Below are 19,416 nucleotides of genomic sequence, written 5' to 3' on the forward strand. Positions count from 1 at the left end.
GTCGATGAATGGGACAGCCTGAGCATAGGGGACCGGCCCGCCCCGCGCAAGGCGGCGGCGGGCCGGTGCCATCGGTCTAGTGGCCGCCGATCTCGACCAGGAGGACGCCGGCGCCGACGAGGGCGATGCCGAAGGCCATGAGCTTCGAGAGCGGCTCCTTGAACAGGAGGCGGCCGCCGACCGCCGTCAGGGCCACGCCCGCGGCGACCCAGATGCCGTAGGCGACGCCGATGCCCAGGCCGCGGTCGAGCGCGAACGTCAGGCTCGTGAACGCCAGGCCGTACCCGGCGGCCACCACCGCGTACCAGCCCTTCCTCCCGTCCGAGGCGGCCTTCAGCGACAGGCTGGCCGCGACCTCCGAGAGGATCGCGCCGATCAGGAACACCCAGGCCATCACGCCGCCTCCGCCTTCGCGCGGGCGGCCGCCCGCTCCGCGCCCATCTCGATCGTGAACACCCCGGCGATGATGAGCGCGATGCCCGCGCCCATGACCGCCGTCAGCGGCTCGCCGTACAGGACCGCGCCGAAGACGGCGGTGAGCACCACGCCCATCGCGCCCCACACGCCGTACGCGACGCCGAGCGGCATGCCGGACTTGAGGACCAGGCTCAGGAACGTGAACGCCGAGAGGAACCCGGCGCCCACCACGACGTAGAGCCAGGGGTTCCCGATCGCCGCCTTCAGGGAGAGCGAGGCGGTCACCTCGCTGACGATCGCCCCCGCCAGGAGCAGCCACGGCCTCATCGCAAACCCTCCAGCATGGACTGCGCCAGGTCCCGCAGGCCGGCCCTGGTCGCCTCGTCCGGCGGATGGTTCCGCATCGCCTCGGCGAACCACAGGCCGTCCGCCATGAGCCGCACGGCGGTCAGCCGCACCCGCTCCTCGGCCGGAACGCTGGCGGGCATCGCCAGCCACGTCTCCATCCGCTCGACCCAGTGGGCCGTCAGCCGCTCGCACAGGCGCGGGTCGGCGAACATCACCAGGTCGCCGAGGTCCGGCTCGTCCACGAGCGTCCACTCCAGATACGCCGCCATGCGCGCCGCGGGCGGCGCGCCGTCCACCGGGCCCGCGAGGAACCCCGCGAGCCGCTCCTCCCAGCCGTCGACGACGCGGTCGACCAGTGCCAGCATGAGTGCCTCCTTCGTCGGGAAGTGGTACATGAGGCCGGGCTTGGTCAGCCCGGCGCGCCTGGCGGCGGTCTCCAGGGAGACCGATCCGCCCTCCTTGAGCAGCGCGAGCGCGCCGTCCAGGATCTGCTCTCTCGAACTCATGCCATTACTTTACCTTCCGGAAGGTTGGTACGGCAACCCGGGCCGATGGATCACACTGCGTCGTTCGACGCCGCCGCCCCGTCGATGTCGCACCCGCCTCCTACTGTCAGGAGCGTGAATCCCCGCCCGGCCGAAGGACGAGAATGACTGAACCCGTTGCACCCCAAGAAGACCAATTGATCCTGCCGACCGCCTGGGCCAACCGCGCGCTCGCCCGCCGGGGCCGCGGCGGCAGGCCGTTCGTCCCGGAGGAGGACGCGGCCGAGCGGCTGCGCCGCAAGATCGACGGCCGCACCGGCAAGATCCGCCTCGCCCTCGCCCGCGAGGAGAACGCCCCCTACGCCGACGCGGCCGAGGACTTCATCGCCGGCAAGGCCGACCCGCTCGGCGCCGCCGCCGTCGCCGCCCTCATGTGCGACGTCCACAGCCGGCACGACCAGTCCTGGATCCGCCCCGAATTCGACGCCTGGATCGGCATGCACGGCGCCCCCTTCGCCGTCGCCGCCGTCGTCGCGCGCCTCGCCGTGCGCCACGAATACCACCGCGGCAACGACTACGAGCAGCGCGTCATCGTCGAGAACGACGTCCACTACAACAGCCCCCTCGTGCACGAATACGAGCAGGGCGCCCTCGCCGCCGTCCGCTCCCTCGTCGCCGGCCTCCCCGACGACGCCTACGCCGAGGCCGTCGCCCTCACCGCCCCGCTGCGCGACACCCCCATCAAGCGCATCGCCGCCGCGATCGTGCTCCCCGACGAGACCGCCTGGGTCGACGAGGCCGTGGCCGACTACGCGCAGCTGCGCTCCTACGGCTGGTCCGACCGCCTCTTCCTGCACTCGGTCACCAGCGTCGAGCAGTTCCAGGCCACCCAGGTCGGCGTCCTCAACGAGTACTACACCGACGCCGGCACCGTCGCCTCCCTCGTCGCCAACCTCGGCCCCGCCGCCCTCCCGATCCTCACCGCCCCCCTCGCCCAGCCCGGCCACCTCCCCGCCGAGTTCAAGAAGCTCCTCTACAAGGGCATCGCCCTGCTCCCCAGCGACGACGCGATGGCCTACCTGCTCGGGCACCTCGGCGACGCCCACATCTTCGAGTCCGCCGCCGACGCCGCCGGGCGCTTCCCCCAGCGCGCCCTCCGCGTCCTCCTCAAGCGCGCCGCCACCGCCACGGGCGACGACCGCCAGCGGCTCACCGCCGTCGCCGGCCTCATCGGCGACGCCGAGCGCGACCGCCTCGACGGGCCCGACCGCGAAGCCCTCGACGCCCTCCTCGCCGGCAGCGGCCGCGCCCCCGAGGCCGACCCCGCCGAACTCCCCGCCCTCCTCGTCTCCCCGCCCTGGACCGGCAGGCGCGCCAAGCGCACCCCCGTCGTCCTCGACGGGCTGACCGCCCCTGAAGGCGTCGAGCTCCACTGGGCCCCGGGCGAGCGCGAGGAATGGGGCGGCCTGCGCGAATACTGGGACTACGACGAGGACGACTTCGGCGACCTGTCCGGCCTCGAAGCCGACCACTGGCGCATCCAGTCCTTCCTCGCCTTCGGCGACCCCGAGCGGGCCGAGCCCTACCTCGACAAGTGGCTCGAACACGACTACAACGGCTACGAGCACACCATCCTGCGGATCGTCGCCCGCTACGGCGAGCGCGCCGTGCCCTGCGCCGTCGCCGCCGCCCGCCGCGACGCCGCCTTCCTGCGCCTCCCCGGTCCCGTCCTCGGCCTCGACGCCGCCCGCCTCGCCGCCGAACGCCTCGACCGGCTCAAGTCCACCCGCGCCTCGGCCGCCAAGTGGTTCGAACGCCACGGCCTCGCCGCCGTCCCCTACCTCGTCCCCGACGCCCTCGGCACCGACAAGAAGCGGCGGCGGTACGCCGAGACCGCCCTCCTGCACCTCGCCCTGCGGCACGGCGCCGACCAGGTCGCCGCCGCGGCCGAGCCCCACGGGCCCGAAGCCGCCGCCGCGATCGCCGGCCTCCTCGCCGGCGACCCGCTCGAACCGCGCGGCGTCAAGGTCCCCAAGCCCGGCCCCTGGGCCTCCCCGGCCCTGCTCCCGCAGGTCCTGCTGGAAGGCGGCGAGCGCGCTCTGCCCGCCGAGTCCGTGCGCCACCTCCTCACCGTGCTCGCGCTGGCGACCCCCGAGTACCCGTACCCGGGCCTCGACGTCGTCGCCGCGGCCTGCGACCGGGCCTCGCTCACCCGCTTCGGCCGCGCCCTGTTCCAGCTGTGGCTCTCGGTCGGCGCGCCCGCGAAGGACGCGTGGGCGCTCACCCAGCTCGCCCACTTCGCCGCGGACGAGACGGTGTGGATGCTCGCCCCGCTCATCCGCGAGTGGCCCGGCGAGTCGCAGCACAAGCGGGCCGTCGCCGGCCTGGGCGTGCTCGGCGCGATCGGCTCCGACGAGGCGCTGCGCGCGATCCAGACCATCGCCGACCGCGTGAAGTTCAAGGCGCTCAAGGACGAGGCGGGCCGCCAGATCGCCCGCATCGCCGCCGACCAGGGCCTGTCGCGCGACCAGCTCGCCGACCGGCTCGTGCCCGACTTCGGCCTCGGCGAGGACGCCGCGCTCGTCCTCGACTACGGGCCGCGCCGGTTCACCGTCGCCTTCGACGAGGCCCTCAAGCCGTTCGTCACCGACGAGACCGGCAAGCCCCGCAAGACCCTCCCCAAGCCCGGCGCGAAGGACGACCCAGACCTCGCCCCCGCCGCGTACCAGCGGTTCACCGCCCTGAAGAAGGAGCTGCGGGCCGTCGCCGCCGACCAGATCTCCCGCCTCGAGGCGGCCATGACCGGCGGCCGCACCTGGACGGCGGAGGAGTTCCGGCGCTACTTCGTGGAGCACGCCCTCACCCGGCACCTCGCGCGCCGCCTCGTGTGGCTCGCCGAGTCCGGAGGGGACCGCCTCGGCTTCCGCATCGCCGAGGACGGCACCTTCAGCGACGTCGAGGACGAGGCCCTGGACCTGCCCGCCGACGCCGCCGTGCGCGTCGCCCACCCCGCCCTCCTCGGCGAGGAGCAGGTGCGCGCCTGGGCCGAGATCCTCGCCGACTACGAGATCCTCCAGCCGTTCGACCAGCTCGACCGCCCCGTCCTGGCCTTCACCGAGGAGGAGCTGGCGACCGGCCGCCTCACCCGCTTCGAAGGGGCCACCGTGGACGTCGGCCGCGTCCTCGGCATGGTCAAGCGCGGCTGGCGGCGCGCCGCGCCCGAGGACGGCGGCGTCGAGCCCGGCATCGCCTACGCGCTGCCCGGCGGCGGCTACGTCACCGTCGCGCTCGACCCGGGCGTGTACGTCGGCGCCGTCGGCGAGTCCCCCGAGCAGACCGTCCGGAGCGTCCAGCTCACCGAGCACGAGCAGTACTGGTGGCGCCCGGAGGAGTACCCGAACCGCAAGTACCCCAAGGACCTCGACGAGGTCGCCGCCGCCGAGGCGCTCGGCTCCCTGGCCCGCCTCACCGGACGTTCGTAAACCGCTCACGCGCGGGGTCGCCCCGGGGCCGTATCCTCGGGGCGGCACCCCCCACCCTGGAAAGACCGGTATGTCTGCACAAGCGCCGCAAGAAGACCGCCTCGAACTCCCGGCGGCCTGGGCCGCGAAGCTCCTGCCGCGCCGCGGGAGCCGCACCGGGGAGCCCGTCGCGATCGACCCCGACGCCCCCGACCTCCTCGCCGAGCAGCTGGAGCTCCACGCCGAACTCGTCCCGCAGCTCCTGCGCATGAAGAAGAACCGGCCCTATCGGGATTCGATCAACGCCTTCCTCACCGGAGCGCCCGACCCCCGCGGCGCCGCCGCCGTCGGCACCCTCCTGGCCCACGCCGGCGGGCACACCTCCGGCTGGTGGAGCCGCCTCGAGACCCACGCCTGGGTCAAGGCGCACGGCCTGCCCTGGACCGTGCGCGCCGCGATCGAGCGGTACGCCCTCCAGACCAGCGGCTGGCACTCCGACGGCGCACGGCCCCCGCTCGAACACCTCCAGCTCACGCCCCCGCTCGGCTACGAGGGCCGGGCCGTCGAGGGCGACCTCGCCAACGGCGTCGTCGCCGAGCTGCGCGCGCTCCTCGCCGCCGCCTCCGACGAGGAGTACGCCGCCGTCGTCGCGGCCGCCGCCGAGCACCGCGACCACCCCGCGAAGCGCTTCGCCGCCGCGCTCCTCCTCCCGGACCAGGCCGACTGGGTCGCTGAAGTCTGCGCCGAGGCCCAGGGCCTCCACGCCTCGACCGCCACCCAGCCCATCCTCCTCCAATGCGCCAGCGACCCCGCCCACCTCGCGGCCGCCGGGGTGACCGATCTCGGCTACTACGAACTCGAACTGGAGTCCATCGCGGCCCTGGTGGACTCGCTCGGCGCCGCGAGCCTCCCGATCCTCGCCGCGACCCTCGAGAGCCCCTGGTACCTCAGCGCCGCCGTCCAGCGGCAGCTCATCAAGGCGATCGCGCTCCTCCCCGGCGACGAGGCCGCCGCCCACCTCGTCGCCAGGCTCGACAAGCCGTTCTACCTCGACGGGGCGATCGAGGCCGCCCGCCGCCACCCCGCGGCCGTCCTGCGCGCCGTCGCCGCCGCGGCCGGCCCCGCCTCCCCGGCCGAACGCGGCCGCCTCGCCGTCGTCGCCGCCGCGGCCGGCCCCCTCGACCGCGTCCCCGCCGACGTGCGCGCCCCGATCGAGGGCCTCACCGCCGCCCTGCGCCCCGTCCCCGACGCCGACCCCGCCGACCTCCCGCCCCTCCTCGTCACTCCACCATGGACTGTCAAGCGCCGCAAGGCGAAACCGGTGGTCCTCGACCTCGAACCGGTCGCCGAGGACCGGTTGGTCTGGGACGAGGAGCAGACCGCGCACGCCCAGCGCCTGCGCGAGACCTACGAACAGGAGCCCCGCGTCCTCGCCGACTGGTCCCGGTTCGCCGCGAACCGCACCTCGAACGCGTACGACTACCGCCTCGCCCAGATCGCGGCCTACGGCCCCGACGGCGTGGCCGAGCGCATGTTCGCCGACTGGGCCGCCCACGCCGCCGAGTCCTACCCGAGCGACGTCGAGGCGATCCTCCACCGCCACGGCACCGCCGCGATCGCCCCCGCCCTGCTCGTCGCCGAGCGCTGGGGCTGCTCCGACTTCGTCCTCCCGATGTTCAGCGCCGACACCGCCAGGTTCGTCGCCGGCCGCTACGCCCGGCGCAAGACCGAGCGCGCCGCCGCGGCCGCCTGGTTCGCGCTCCACGGCCTCGCCGCCGCCACCGCGCTCGTCCCCGACGCCCTCGGCGCCGACCGGAAGCACCGCCGCCACGCCGAGACCGCGCTCGCCCACCTCGCCACGGTCCACGGCGCCCCCGCCGTCGTCGCCGCCGCCGAACCCTACGGGCCCGAAGCGGCCCGGGCGATCGCCGCGTTCTTCGACGGCGACCCGCTCGAACCGCGCGGCGTCACGGTCCCCAAGCCCGGCCCGTGGGCCGCGCCCGCGATGTTCCCGCAGGTCCTCCTCGAAGGCGGCGGCCGGGCGCTCCCGGAGGACTCGGTGCGCCACCTCCTGACCGTCCTCGCGCTGGCCGCCCCCGACTACCCCTACCCGGGGCTCGACGTCGTCGCCGAGACCTGCGACCGGGCCTCCCTCGCCCGCTTCAGCCGCGCCGTCTTCGAGCAGTGGCTCGCCGTCGGCGCGCCCGCGAAGGACCAGTGGGCGCTCACGCAGCTCGCGCACTTCCCCGAGGACGAGACCGTGTGGCTCCTCGCCGCGCGCCTGCGCGAATGGCCCGGCGAGGGCCAGCACAAGCGCGCCGTCACCGCCCTCGGCGTGCTCGGCGCGATCGGCACCGAGGAGGCGCTGCGCGCCGTCCAGACCACCGCCGGCAAATCGAACTACCAGGGCCTCATGTGGGAGGCGACCGAGCAGGTCGAGCGCATCCGGAAGGAGCTGGGCCTCACCGCCGAGCAGCTCGCCGACCGCCTCGTGCCCGACTTCGGCCTCGGCGAGGAGGGCTCCCGCGTCGTCGACTACGGCCCGCGGAAGTTCACCGTCGCCTTCGACGAGCAGCTCAAGCCCTACGTCGTCGACGAGTCCGGCAAGGCCCGCAAGAGCCTTCCCCGACCCGGCGTCAAGGACGACGCGGTCGTCGCCGAAGACGCCCACCGGCGCTTCCAGGCGTTCCGCAAGGAACTCAAATCCGTTGCCGCCGAACAGGTCTCGCGCCTGGAGTCGGCCATGACCACCGGCCGCTCCTGGGCCGTGGGGGAGTTCCGCCGCTACTGCGTCGAGCACGCCCTCACCGGCCTCCTCGCCCGCCGCCTCGTCTGGCTCGCCGAGCACGACGGCGCCTCGACCGAGTTCCGCATCGCCGAGGACGGCACCTTCTCCGACGTCGACGACGACGCGTTCGACCTCCCCGAGGACGCCGCCGTCCGCCTCGCCCACCCCGCGCTCCTCGGCGACCGGGTCGGCGCCTGGGCCGAAGTGCTCGCCGACTACGAGATCCTCCAGCCCTTCGACCAGCTCGACCGGCCCGTCGACGCGTTCACCGAGGCCGAGCTCGCGACCGGCGTCGTCGAGCGCTTCACCGGCGCCGTCGTCGCCACCGGCCGCGTCCTCGGCCTCGCCAAGCGCGGCTGGAACCGCGCCTGGCCCGGCGACGGCGGCCTCGTCCCCGGCTGCACGTACCTCCTCGGCAGCGGCTGCTTCCTCGTCCTCTCGGTCGCACCCGGCATCTCGCTCGGATACGCCGCCGAGCACCCGGAGCAGACCGTCGCCTCGGTCCGCTTCTGCGACAGGGAGACCTTCGGCGCCGACCCCGTCCCGCCGACCGCCCCGATCGACCCCGTCGCCGCCGCCGAAGCCCTCGGCTCGCTCGCCCGCCTCGTCCGCGCCTGATCCCCGAAGGAACCACCGATGACCTACGACGCCTCCCGAGAGGACCGCCTCGACCTCCCCGCCGCCTGGGCCCCCATGCCCGTGCCGCGCCGCACCGACCCCGGCGAACCGGTCGCGCTCGACCCCGAAGCGCCCCAACGGGTCGCGGAGATCCTGCGCGCCTGCGAGGACGACATCCGCCACGTCCTCGCCCAGCACCCGGCGTTCGCGCCGGCGGCGCTGCGCCACCTCGACGGCGACCCCGACCCCGAAGGCGCCGCGGTGCTCGCGGCCATCGCCAGGACCCGGCCCGGGCACACCGAGATCTCCCGGCTCCGGCCCGACCTCGACGCGTGGGTCCAGGAGCACGGCCTCGGGTTCGCCGCCGCCGCCGCGCTCCACCGGCTCGGCCTCCACGCCTGGTACGGGTACAAGGGGTCCATTCGCGACACCAGGATGCACTGGCTCACGCCCCCCGAGCTCCACACGCTCCGCTCGGAGATCGAGCACGGCCTCGCCGCGTTCCGCGGCCTCCTCGCGCACGCGTCCGAAGCGGACTACGCGGCGGCGGTGGCCGCCGTCGCGCCCCTCCGGACCTCGCCGGCCGCGCGGTTCACCGCCATGGCCCTGTTCCCCGACGAGGCCGGCTGGGCCGAGGAGGCCTGCCGCGAGTACCAGGCCGTCGGGTACGCCGACGCGGTCGTGTGGTGCACCGTCACCCGCATCGAGCACCTCGCGCTCACCGGCATCACCCGCTTCGACCAGTGGGGGATCTCGCGCCGGTTCCTCGGCACCGTGCTGCGCGCGTTCGGCGGCGAGGCGCTGCCCTACGCGACCGCGAGCCTCCAGCAGCAGCCCGGCACCGACCTCCGCCACCTCCTCCTCGACGCGATCGCGCTCATGCCCACCGACGAGGCCGCCGCCCACCTCGTCGGCCGCCTCGGCGAGGAGTACCTGTTCCAGGCCGCGACCCTGGCCGCCGAGCACTACCCGCGCCGCGTCCTGCGCACCGCCGCCGCCGCGGCCGCGCGGATCGAGCCCGAACTGCGCCCCCGCCTCACCGCGCTCGTCGCCGGCATCCCCGCCGAGCACCGCGACGCCCTCGCGGCCGGCGACCGGGCGGCCGTCGACGCGCTCCTCGCGCCCTCACCGACCCCGCTCGCCGACCCCGGTCAGCTGCCCGCGATCCTCACCGCCCCGCCGTGGACCCGCAAGGGCCCCAAGCGGAAAGCCCAGACGCTCGCGCTCACCGCGGACGCGGAGCCGACCGTCCACTGGGCTCCGGGCGAGTCCGAGGCGTGGTCGAAGCCGGCGCACGACTACTTCCGGACCTACACCGACTCCCAGTGGGAGCTGATGCTCACCAAGGGCCACCGCCGCGACTCGGCGATCGTCGCCACCTACGCACCCGCCTCGTACGCCCTGCGCGGCCTCCAGCAGTGGAGCGGCGGCTACAGCCACTACTCCCACGGCGACCTCAAGACCGTCCTCAGCCGCTTCGGGCCCCTGGCCGCCGAGAAGATCGTGATCGCGCTGCGCGCCAACCCGCCCCTCCACGAGACCCTGGTGCCGATCCGCAGCGTCGAGGCCGCCCGGCTCGCCGCCGACTGGTACGCCCGCCTCAAGACCGCCCGCGCGAGCGCCGTCGCCTGGTTCGAGCGCCACGGCGCCGACGGCGCCGCCCTGCTCGTCCCGGACGCCCTCGGCGCCGACAAGCAGCGCCGCTCCAACGCCGAAGGCGCCCTGTGGGCCATCGCGCTCCGCACCGGCGCCGAGGCCGTCACCGAGGCGGCCGGACGGTACGGCCCCGAAGCGGCCCAGGCGATCGCCGAACTCCTCGCCGGCGACCCCCTCGAACCCCGCGGCGTCAAGCTCCCCAAGCCCGGCGCGTGGGCCAACCCGGTCATGCTCCCCGAGGTCCGCACCGCGGACGGGGCGCACGCGCTCCCGGCCGACTCGGTGCGCCACCTCATCACCGTCCTCGCCCTCGCCACCCCCGACTACCCGTACGCCGGCCTCGACGTCGCCGCCGACGCGCTCGACCGCGGGTCCCTCACCCGCTTCAGCCGCGCCCTGTTCCAGCTGTGGCTCTCCATGGGGTCGCCCGCGAAGGACGGCTGGGCGCTCACCCAGCTCGCGCACTTCGCCGACGACGACACCGTGCGCCTGCTCGCCCCGCTCGTGCGCGAATGGCCCGGCCAGTCCCAGCACAAGCGGGCCGTCACCGGGCTCGGCGTCCTCGGCGCGATCGGCTCCGAGGCGGCCCTGCGCGCCATCCAGGGCATCGCCGAGAAGGTGAAGTTCAAGGCGCTCAAGGAGGAGGCCCGGGTCCAGATCAACGCGATCGCCGCCGAGCTCGGCCTCACCCGCGAGCAGCTCGCCGACCGCCTCCTCCCGGACTTCGGCCTGGGCGAGGACGGCGCCCTCGTCCTCGACTACGGGCCCCGCTCCTTCACCGTCGCCTTCGACGAGCAGCTCAAGCCGTTCGTCAGGGACGACACCGGCAAGCCCCGCAAGAGCCTGCCGAAGCCCGGCGCGAAGGACGACCCCGAGACCGCCGGCGCCGCCTACAAGCGCTTCGCCGCCCTCAAGAAGGAGCTGCGGGCCGTCGCCGCCGACCAGGTCCAGCGCCTCGAGGCCGCGATGATCAACGGCCGCACCTGGACCAAGGACGAGTTCGAGCGCTACTACGTGCGCCACCCGCTCACCTGGCACCTCACCCGCCGCCTCGTCTGGTCGGCGGCCGTAGGGGACGCGCAGCAGGGCTTCCGCGTCGCCGAGGACCGCACCTACACCGACGCGAACGACGACGCCTACGACCTCCCCGACGGCGCCGTCATCCGCCTCGACCACCCGGTCCGCATGGGGGACAAGGCCGCCGAGTGGGCCGAGCTGTTCGCCGACTACGAGATCCTCCAGCCCTTCGACCAGCTCGCCCGGCCCGTCCTCGCCTTCACCCCCGAGGAACTGGAGACGGGCGTCATCGAGCGTTTCACCGGCGCGAAGGTCGAGGTCGGCAAGCTCCTCGGCCTCACCAGCCGCGGCTGGTTCCGCTCCTCGCCCGAGGACGGCGGCGTCGAGCCCGGCATGTACTTCCCGCTCCCCGGGGGCGGGTACGTCACCGTCGCCCTCGACCCGGGCATCTGGGTCGGCATGGTCGCCGAGAACCCGGTCCAGACCCTCGACGGCGTCCGCATCTCCGCCACCGAGGACTACTGGTGGAGCCGCAGCGGCCGCGCCGCGGACGGCAACCACCCCAGGGACATCGACCCGGTCACCGCCTCCGAGGTCCTGGCCGCCCTCACCCGCGTCACCGCGAAGGAGTAGCCCCGGCGCTCCGCGTCGTTCGAGGACCGCAGCGGGGCGGGATGTCGCACCCGGACTCTATGATCTGGGGGAGCCTCCCGCCCCGTGAAGGACCGAGATGACCGAAGCCGTTGCAGCGCAAGAAGATCAGTTGATCCTTCCTGCGGAGTGGACGGCGTGGCTGCTCCCGCGGCGCGGGCGCGGAACGGGCATTCCGGTCGAGCCGGACGGTGCGGTCCGAGACGATGTGGCCCGAGCCGGCGGTCCTGCTCGAAACGGCCGTCCCGGAATCGACAGCGCCGACCGCACCACCCCTCCGGACCTCGCCGAGGCGTCCCGGAACGCGGCCGCGGTCGCCGCCTCCCGGCGCGCCGACCTCGTCGCGGCTCTCGAACTGCCCGAGTGCGCCCCGGACCTCGGCCGGGCCGGGCTCGCGCACCTGAACGGCGAGCCGAGCCCGCTCGGCGCCGCCGTCGTCCTCACCCTGATGCGCTACGCCAAGCCCTACAGCGGCTGCCTGTTCAACAGCGGCGGCGAGCACGCCGCCGCCAACCGCGAGCTGTTCGCCGCCGTCGTGGCCGACCACGGCCTCCCCTTCGCCGTCGCCGCCGCCATCGAGGAGCTGGAGATCGACACCCACTGGGGCAGCTCGAACGGCTGGGGTCCCGACGGCATCCCCACCGTCGGCCCCGGCGGCTTCTCCACCCTCAAATGGCTGGTGGTCTGGTCCGACCCCGCGGGCGTCCTCCCGCTCGCGCGCGGCCTCGTCGCCGCCGCGGACGACGACGAGTACCGCCGGATCGTCGCGGCCGCCGCCGCGCACCGCGACACGCCCCTCAAGCGCATCGCCGCCGCGATGCTGCTGCCCGACGAGCGCGACTGGGTGGCCGCCGCCTGCGAGGACCGCACCGCCTACGCCCCCAACGGCCTCATGGGGAACGCCGACGTGCAGCGGTCCGTCTGGTCCGCCATGAGCGGCGCGGACCACCTGCGCGCCTCCGGGCTCACCGCCCTCGCCCAGCACCACGTGCGCCCCGCGCTCGTCGCCGAGCTCACCGCCAACCTCGGCGCCGCCGCCCTCCCCGTCTTCGCCAAGACCCTCGGGCGCGCGAGCCTCGAACTCGGCCAGCGGACCCTGCTGTACCGTGCGATCTCACTGCTCCCCAGCGACGAGGCCGCCGAATTCCTGGTCGAGCAGGCCGCGCAGCCCGGCGCCCTCGCCGCCGTCAAGCCCGCCGCCGCGCGCTTCCCGCACCGGTTCGCGCGCGCCGTCGCCGCCAAGGCCGCGGGCCTGCCCGCGGCCGACCGCTTCCGCCTCGCCGGCGCCCTCCGCCAGGACGAGGTCCCCCTCGACGACGTCCTCAAAGGACTCGACGCCGACGCCAGGCCCGCCGTCGAAGCGCTCCTCGCCGAGGCCGCCCCCGCCGTCGCCGCCCCCGAGCAGCTCCCCGCCGCCCTCGCCGCACCGCCCTGGGCCGAGCGCCGTCGCCGCCGCCCCCTCGACCCCGTCCCCGGCCTGCACGCCCCCGCGGGCGTCGAGATCGTCTGGCCCGCAGGCGCACAGGAAGCGGCCCTGGCCGTCGAACCGGCCTTCGCCGAATGGGACGAGGACACCTTCTGGTTCACCGACGCCGAGACCGGCATCGGCTTCGCCGACCGCCTCCTCGGCCGCCTCGCCCGCGGCGGCGCCGCCGAAGCCGCCTTCGTCCTCGAGAAGCTCCGCAACGCCCCCAAGCACGCGTCCGCGCTCGTGCCGATCCGCAGCGCTGCGGCCGCCGCGCTCGCCGCCGACTGGTTCGCGCGCCTCAAGTCCGCGCGCGTCCACGCCGCCGACTGGCTCGACCACCACGGCGCGCACGCCGTGCCCTACCTCGTCCCGTGCGCCCTCGGCGAGGACAAGCGCCTGCGCGACGGCGGCGAGGCCGCCCTGCGCCACCTCGCCCGCCGCCTCGGCGACCGCGCCGTCCTCGACGCCGCCGCCCCCAGCGGCCCCGCCGCCCTCGCCCGCGTCGAGGCCCTCCTCGCCACCGACCCGCGCGTCCCCCTCGCCGGCGCCGTCACCCCCGGCGCCTGGGCCGACCCCGCGATGCTCCCGCCGGTCATGCTGCGCGGCAACGAACTCGCCCTCCCCGCCGACACCGTGCGCCACCTCGTCGCGGCCCTCGCCCTGTGGACGCCGCGCCTGCCGTTCCCCGGCGTCGACGACTTCGCCGCCCACTGCGACCCCGCGTCGCTGCGCCGCTTCTCGCTGGCGCTGTTCGACCTGTGGCTCCGCGCCGAGGCCCCCGCGAAGGACTCGTGGGCCGTCGACCAGCTGGGCGCCTTCGGCGACGACGAGACCGTCGCCGTCCTCGGCCCGCTCGTCGCCTCCTGGCCCGGCCGCAGTCAGAACGACCGCGCCCTCACCGGCCTCGACGTCCTCGCCCACATCGGCACCGAGGCCGCCTTCACCGCGCTCCGCGACATCTCGCGGTCCTTCAAGTACGCCAACGGCACCAGCGAGCGCGCCCGCGAGCTCGCCGCCGGCATCGCCGCCGCGCGCGGCCTCACCTACGAGGGCCTCGCCGACCGGCTCCTGCCCGACCACGGCGTCCCCGGGCCACTCGCGTTCGACTACGGCCCCAGGCGCTTCCACCTCACCTTCGACCGCCTCCTCACCCCGCGGCTCACCGACGACGACGGCAGGCCCCGCAAGGCCCTCCCCAAACCCGGCGTCCGCGACGACGCCGCGGCCGCCAAAGCCGCGGCCGCCCGGTACAAGGCCCTCGTCAAGACCGTCGAGACCACCGCCGAGGAGCAGGCCGAGCTCCTGCGCGACGCCATGCTCGGCGGCCGCGTCCTCACCCTCGACGACCTCCGCGTCCTCGACGCCCACCCCATCACCGGCGTCTTCACTCGCCGCCTCGCCTGGTACAGCCGCGGCGCCGGGTTCCGCATCGCCGAGGACGGCGGCTTCGCCGACGTCGAGGACCGCGAGTTCGCGCCCGACCCGGCCGCCATCCGCCTCGCCCACCCCGGCCTCCTCGGCGACGACACCGCCGCCTGGGCCGCGGTCTTCGCCGACTACGAGGTCATCCAGCCGTTCGACCAGCTCACGCGCCCCGCACTCCGCTTCACCGCCGACGAGCTCGAGACCGGCCGCCTCACCCGCTTCGACGGCCTCCAGGCCCGCTACGCCGAGCTCGACGAACGCCTCGGCTGGACCCAGGTCTACCGCTCCGCCGACGAGCCGGCCGCCTGGGTCTGGCGCCTCCAGCGGCCCGTCCCCGGCGGCTGGATCCTCGCCGACGCGACCCCCGCCCCCGACCGCACCGACCCCGACCCGGACCTGGTCCACACCGTCACCGCCGTCCGGCTCCAGGCGAACCGCAACCGCCACCCGAAGCACGCCCGCCCGCTCCCCGGCCGCGCGATCGACCCGGTCGCCGCCGCCGAACTCCTCGCCCGACTCTCCGGCCACACCCGCACCAGCTAGAAAGAAACCCATGAGCGACACCGCAACCGCCGAACCGCGCCTCCAGCGGCCCCCCGCCGAGCAGCGCTACGCCGACGAGCTCGCCAAGCTCGCCGCCGAGGACGACGCCCCGCGCCCGCCCGGCTGGGCCCTGAGCCTCCAGGCCGCCCGCACCTTCATCGTCGGCGACGAGTCCCGCGGCATCGCCAAGAAGTTCGTCGGCGACCCCTCCCTCATCGACCGCGGCCTCGTCACCCTCGCCACCAGCCGCGGCCTCATGCTCGTCGGCGAGCCCGGCACCGCCAAGTCCCTGCTGTCCGAGCTCATCGCCGCCGCCGTCTCCGGCGACTCCACCCTCACCATCCAGGGCGGCGCCTCCACCACCGAGGACCAGATCGCCTACTCCTGGAACTACTCCCTGCTCGTCTCCGAGGGCCCCACCCAGCGCGCGCTCGTCCCCGCGCCCCTCCTGCGCGGCATGGCCGAAGGCCGCGTCGTCCGCTTCGAGGAGATCACCCGCTGCCCCCTCGAAGTCCAGGACTCGCTCCTGTCGCCGCTCTCCGACCGCGTGCTCGCCATCCCCGAGCTCGAAGGCGACTCCATGGTCTTCGCCCGCGAGGGCTTCAACATCATCGCCACCGCCAACACCCGCGACCGCGGCGTCAACGAGATGAGCGCGGCCCTCAAGCGCCGCTTCAACTTCGAGACGGTCTTCCCCATCGCCGACTTCAAGACCGAACTCGACCTCGTCGAGCACGAGGCCGCGAACGCGCTGGCCCGCTCGGGCGTCCCGCAGGCCCCCTCCCGCGACGTCCTCGAAGTCCTCGTCCGCGTCTTCCGCGACCTCCGCGTCGGCGACGCGGGCGGCGGCCGCCCCCAGGCCGTCATGTCCACCGCCGAGGCCGTCTCCGTCGCGCACGCCGTCGGCATCAAGGCGTGGTACCTGCGCGGCGGGGTCGCCGAGGCCGGCGACATCGTCGACTGCATGGCCGGCGCCGCCGCCAAGGACTCCTCGGAGGACCTCGCGCGCCTGCGCCGCTACCTGGAGCAGAAGGCCCCCAAGCGCAAGGGCCCGCACTGGCAGTCGCTGTACCAGGCCCGGAACCTGCTGCCGGGATGATCGACCGCCTCCACGTCCAGGGGGTGCGGCACCACTCGCCCGCCTGCGCCCGCCTCGTCGCCGCGCGCATCGAGGAGCTGCGGCCCGCGGCCGTGCTCATCGAGGGCCCGGCCGACTTCAACGACCGGCTCGACGAGCTCGCGCTCGAACACGAACTGCCCGTGGCGATCTACTCGTACGCGAGCACCGGCACCGCCGTGCGTCGCTCGTGGACCCCGCTGTGCGACTACTCTCCCGAGTGGACGGCGCTGACCGAGGGCCGCCGCGCCGGCGCGCAGGTGCGGTTCATCGACCTGCCCGCCTGGCACGACGCCTTCGACGGGGTCGAGAACCGCTACTCCGACGCCGAGCGGCGCTACACCGAGGCCACCGACCGCCTCTGCGCCGCCTTCAGCGCCGACAACCAGGACGCCCTGTGGGACCACCTGGTCGAGAACGCCGACCCGGACGGGCTCGCCGAGCGCCTCGACCACTACTTCGACCTCGTGCGCGGCGAGGCCGACGCGAACGGCGCCGACACCGCCCGCGAAGCCCATATGGCCCAGTGGATCCGCGCGGCCCTCGCCGAGCACGAGGGCCCCGTCCTGGTCGTGTGCGGCGGCTTCCACGCGCCCGCGCTGCGCCGCCTCGCCGCGGCCGACGGCCCGGCCGCCCCGGAGGTCCCGCGGCCCCCGGACGGCACCGATGTCGGCGGGTTCCTCGTCCCGTACTCGTTCAAGCGCCTCGACGCGTTCGCGGGCTACCAGTCCGGGATGCCCTCGCCCGAGTACTACCAGCGCCTGTGGGAGGACGGCCCCGCCGTCGCGGCCGGCGCGCTCATGGAGCGCATCACGACCCGCCTGCGCGGCAAGGGACTCCACGTCTCCACCGCCGACCTCATCGGCGCCCGCGCCCTCACCGACGGCCTCGCGCGCCTGCGCGGCCACACCGTGCCGGGCCGCACCGACCTCCTCGACGGCCTCGCCAGCGCCCTCGTCAGCGACGACCTGGAGGGCCCGCTGCCGTGGACGCGGCGCGGGCCCCTCACGGCCGGAACGCATCCGGTCGTCGTCGAGATGACCGCGGCGCTCACCGGCGAACGGGTCGGCTGGCTCCACCCCGACACGCCCGCGCCGCCCCTCGTGGCCGACGCGCAGGCCGAGATGGAGCGCCTGGGCCTCGACAAGGACGGGACGCTCCGCCTCGACCTGGCCCGCCCGGGCGACCTCGAGCGCAGCCGCGTCCTCCACTGCCTGCGGCTCCTCGCCGTCCCCGGCGTGCGCCGCGACGACGGGCCCGCCGCGGGCGCCGACGTCACGGCCGAGGAGCACTGGACGCTGCGCCCGGTCGACGACCGGCTCCCGGCGCTCATCGAGGCCGGCGCGCTCGGCGCGACCCTCGGCGACGCCGCCCAGACCGTCCTCGAGCAGCGCCTCGACCGCGACGGCGCCCTGGAAGCCTTGGCTGCCATCCTGTTCGACGCGGCCCTGTGCGGGCGCGCGCACCTGACCGACCGCCTCGGCGCGGCCGTCGAGGCGGCCGTGGCCGAGTCGAGCGACCTCGCCGCGGTCGGCCAGGCCCTCGCGGTCGCGCTCGCGCTGTGGCGCCACGACCACCTGTTCGGCACCGCCGGCAGCGACCTGTACGGCTCGGTCGTCACCGCCTGCTGCGACCGCGTCCTGTGGCTCGCCGAGGGGCTCCACGCCGCGCCCGGGCCGGCCGAGCCCGGCCGCCTGCGGGCGCTCGTGGCCCTGCGCGACGCCGTGCGGCACGCCCCGGGCCTGGCCCCGGCCGCCGGGACCGTGACGGGCGCGGCCGACCGGATCGCGCTCGACCCGCAGGCCCCGCCGGACCTGCGCGGCGCGGCCCTGGGCCTCGCCTGGGCGCTCGGCGCGCCCGCCGACGCCGCCGCGGCGGCCGAGGGCGCGGCCGCCCCCGAGCGCCTCGGCGACTGGCTCGCCGGCCTGTTCTCCCTCGCCCGCGAGGAGGTCGCGGCCGAGGACGAGGGCGTCATCGCCGCCGTCGACGAGCTCGTCGGCGACCTGAACGAGGCCGAGTTCCTCGAAGCGCTCCCCGCGCTGCGCCACGCGTTCGCGATGTTCCCGCCGCGCGAGCGCGGCCTCATCGCGGAGCGGGTCGTCGCCCTCCGCGGCGGCGGCGACGCGGCCGACCTGACCAAGCGCCTGGACGTCGACCCGGTGACCGTGGCGGCGTCCCTCGCCCTCGAAGCCCGGGTCGACCTCGTCCTGGGCCGCGAGAACCTCCTATTCGGATCGGAGACGGCATGAGCGCCGACCTCGAACGCTGGCGGCTCATCCTCGGCCCCGCCGCCGAGCGCAGCACCGGCGGGCTCAGCCAGGAGAACGCCGGCCGCGACGCCGCCCTCGACTGGCTCTACGGCCGCGACGACGACCTCGGCAAGCGCGACGTCCGCCGCGGCGGCGCCCGCGGCGACTCCGACGACCGCAGCGGCGGCGACGGCGACTCCATCGTGACCACCGTGGACTGGCTCGACACCATCCACCGGCTGTTCCCGAAGGAGACGATCGAGCGCCTCGAACGCGACGCGATCGAGCGCTACCAGATCAACGACGTGCTCACCGACCCCGAGGTCCTGGGCCGCATCGAACCGAACCCGGCCCTGCTCAAGGCCGTGCTCCAAACCAAGCACCTGATGAACCCGGCCGTGCTCGCCGCCGCCCGGCGCATCGTCGAGGAGGTCGTGCGCCAGCTGGTCGAGAAGCTCTCCGTGCAGGTCCGCACCGTGTTCACCGGCAGCCGCTCGCGCAAGCCGAGCTTCCACCGCCGCGCCCGCGACTTCGACCTCAAGCGCACCCTCAAAGCCAACCTGAAGCACTACCGGCCCGAGGACCGCCAGGTCGCGATCGAGCGCCCCCACTTCCACTCGCGCACCTCCAAGCGCCTGGAGCAGTGGCAGCTGGTGCTCCTGGTCGACCAGTCCGGGTCGATGACGAGCTCGGTCATCCACTCGGCCGTCACCGCCGCGTGCCTGTACGCCCTCCCGGGCCTGAAGACCCACCTGGTCGCGTTCGACACCAACGTGGTCGACATGACCTCCGAAGTGGACGACCCGGTGGAGCTGCTCATGAAGGTCCAGCTCGGCGGCGGCACCGACATCGCCCGGGCCGTCGAGTACGCGGCCGGCCTCATCGAGAACCCGCGCCGCTCGATCGTCGCGCTCATCACCGACTTCTACGAGGGCGGCAGCGAGGCCCGCCTCGTCCACACCACCAAGCAGCTGTGCGAGCAGGGCACCCAGTTCCTCGGCCTCGCGGCCCTGGACGAGGAGGCCAACCCCTCCTACGACCGCAACCTCGCCAAGCGCATGTCCGACGTCGGCGCCCACATCGGCGCGATGACGCCCTCCCACCTGGTCGAATTCGTGGCGGAGAGGCTCGGCACATGAGCGGCCCGCACCCCCTGCCCGCCGCGCTCACCTC

The 19,416-nt window shown here is 75.0% G+C and carries 10 protein-coding genes; 7 read left to right on the forward strand and 3 right to left on the reverse strand.

Annotated elements, in window-relative coordinates:
• Nucleotides 1–76: 76 nt before the first annotated feature.
• From EIW28_RS09355 to EIW28_RS09365, 3 genes are read right to left on the reverse strand one after another with little or no spacing between them, the layout of a single operon-like run.
• Complete coding sequence (locus tag EIW28_RS09355) at nt 77–394, reverse strand: DMT family transporter (RefSeq protein ID WP_125247413.1); 318 nt, start codon at nt 392–394, stop codon at nt 77–79.
• A complete protein-coding gene (locus tag EIW28_RS09360; protein WP_125247414.1) occupies nt 394–744 on the reverse strand; it encodes a DMT family transporter in 351 nt (116 codons plus the stop codon). Before EIW28_RS09360 ends, EIW28_RS09355 begins: the two co-directional genes overlap by 1 nt.
• Nucleotides 741–1,271, reverse strand: a complete 531-nt coding sequence (locus EIW28_RS09365; protein WP_125247415.1) for a TetR/AcrR family transcriptional regulator — start codon at nt 1,269–1,271, stop codon at nt 741–743. Before EIW28_RS09365 ends, EIW28_RS09360 begins: the two co-directional genes overlap by 4 nt.
• A 176-nt stretch (nt 1,272–1,447) precedes the next feature.
• Between EIW28_RS09365 and EIW28_RS09370 the strand changes: the two genes are divergently transcribed.
• The 7 genes from EIW28_RS09370 (at nt 1,448) to EIW28_RS09400 (ending at nt 19,382) form a co-directional block, all read left to right on the forward strand.
• The gene (locus EIW28_RS09370; protein ID WP_125247416.1) at nt 1,448–4,732 is read left to right on the forward strand and encodes a DUF4132 domain-containing protein; all 3,285 of its coding nucleotides are present in this window, start codon (nt 1,448–1,450) and stop codon (nt 4,730–4,732) included.
• Nucleotides 4,733–4,802: 70 nt separating this feature from the next.
• On the forward strand, nt 4,803–8,117 hold the full coding sequence (locus EIW28_RS09375; protein ID WP_125247417.1) for a DUF4132 domain-containing protein: 3,315 nt from the start codon (nt 4,803–4,805) through the stop codon (nt 8,115–8,117).
• Between the two features lie 18 nt (nt 8,118–8,135).
• A complete protein-coding gene (locus tag EIW28_RS09380) occupies nt 8,136–11,423 on the forward strand; it encodes a DUF4132 domain-containing protein (protein ID WP_125247418.1) in 3,288 nt (1,095 codons plus the stop codon).
• Nucleotides 11,424–11,649: 226 nt separating this feature from the next.
• Nucleotides 11,650–14,877, forward strand: a complete 3,228-nt coding sequence (locus EIW28_RS09385) for a DUF4132 domain-containing protein (RefSeq protein WP_158630345.1) — start codon at nt 11,650–11,652, stop codon at nt 14,875–14,877.
• Between the two features lie 10 nt (nt 14,878–14,887).
• On the forward strand, nt 14,888–15,976 hold the full coding sequence (locus EIW28_RS09390) for an ATP-binding protein (protein ID WP_125247420.1): 1,089 nt from the start codon (nt 14,888–14,890) through the stop codon (nt 15,974–15,976).
• Entirely contained in the window at nt 15,973–18,243 is a 2,271-nt protein-coding gene (locus EIW28_RS09395; RefSeq protein ID WP_125247421.1) for a DUF5682 family protein, read from the forward strand. Before EIW28_RS09390 ends, EIW28_RS09395 begins: the two co-directional genes overlap by 4 nt.
• Nucleotides 18,240–19,382, forward strand: coding sequence for a VWA domain-containing protein (locus EIW28_RS09400; protein ID WP_125247422.1), 1,143 nt, complete (start codon nt 18,240–18,242; stop codon nt 19,380–19,382). The genes EIW28_RS09395 and EIW28_RS09400 overlap by 4 nt, the downstream gene beginning before the upstream one ends.
• Nucleotides 19,383–19,416 lie beyond the last annotated feature (34 nt).

The sequence above is a fragment of the Glycomyces terrestris genome, from assembly GCF_003933745.1.
GTDB lineage: Bacteria > Actinomycetota > Actinomycetes > Mycobacteriales > Micromonosporaceae > Glycomyces > Glycomyces terrestris.

What these genes read in the sequence shown, in the direction of transcription:
- EIW28_RS09390 (WP_125247420.1), top strand. Translation starts at nt 14,888, where the DNA reads ATGAGCGACACCGCAACCGCCGAACCGCGCCTCCAGCGGCCCCCCGCC.
- EIW28_RS09395 (WP_125247421.1), top strand. Translation starts at nt 15,973, where the DNA reads ATGATCGACCGCCTCCACGTCCAGGGGGTGCGGCACCACTCGCCCGCC.
- EIW28_RS09375 (WP_125247417.1), top strand. Translation starts at nt 4,803, where the DNA reads ATGTCTGCACAAGCGCCGCAAGAAGACCGCCTCGAACTCCCGGCGGCC.
- EIW28_RS09365 (WP_125247415.1), bottom strand. Translation starts at nt 1,271, where the DNA reads ATGAGTTCGAGAGAGCAGATCCTGGACGGCGCGCTCGCGCTGCTCAAG.
- EIW28_RS09355 (WP_125247413.1), bottom strand. Translation starts at nt 394, where the DNA reads ATGGCCTGGGTGTTCCTGATCGGCGCGATCCTCTCGGAGGTCGCGGCC.
- EIW28_RS09360 (WP_125247414.1), bottom strand. Translation starts at nt 744, where the DNA reads ATGAGGCCGTGGCTGCTCCTGGCGGGGGCGATCGTCAGCGAGGTGACC.
- EIW28_RS09400 (WP_125247422.1), top strand. Translation starts at nt 18,240, where the DNA reads ATGAGCGCCGACCTCGAACGCTGGCGGCTCATCCTCGGCCCCGCCGCC.
- EIW28_RS09380 (WP_125247418.1), top strand. Translation starts at nt 8,136, where the DNA reads ATGACCTACGACGCCTCCCGAGAGGACCGCCTCGACCTCCCCGCCGCC.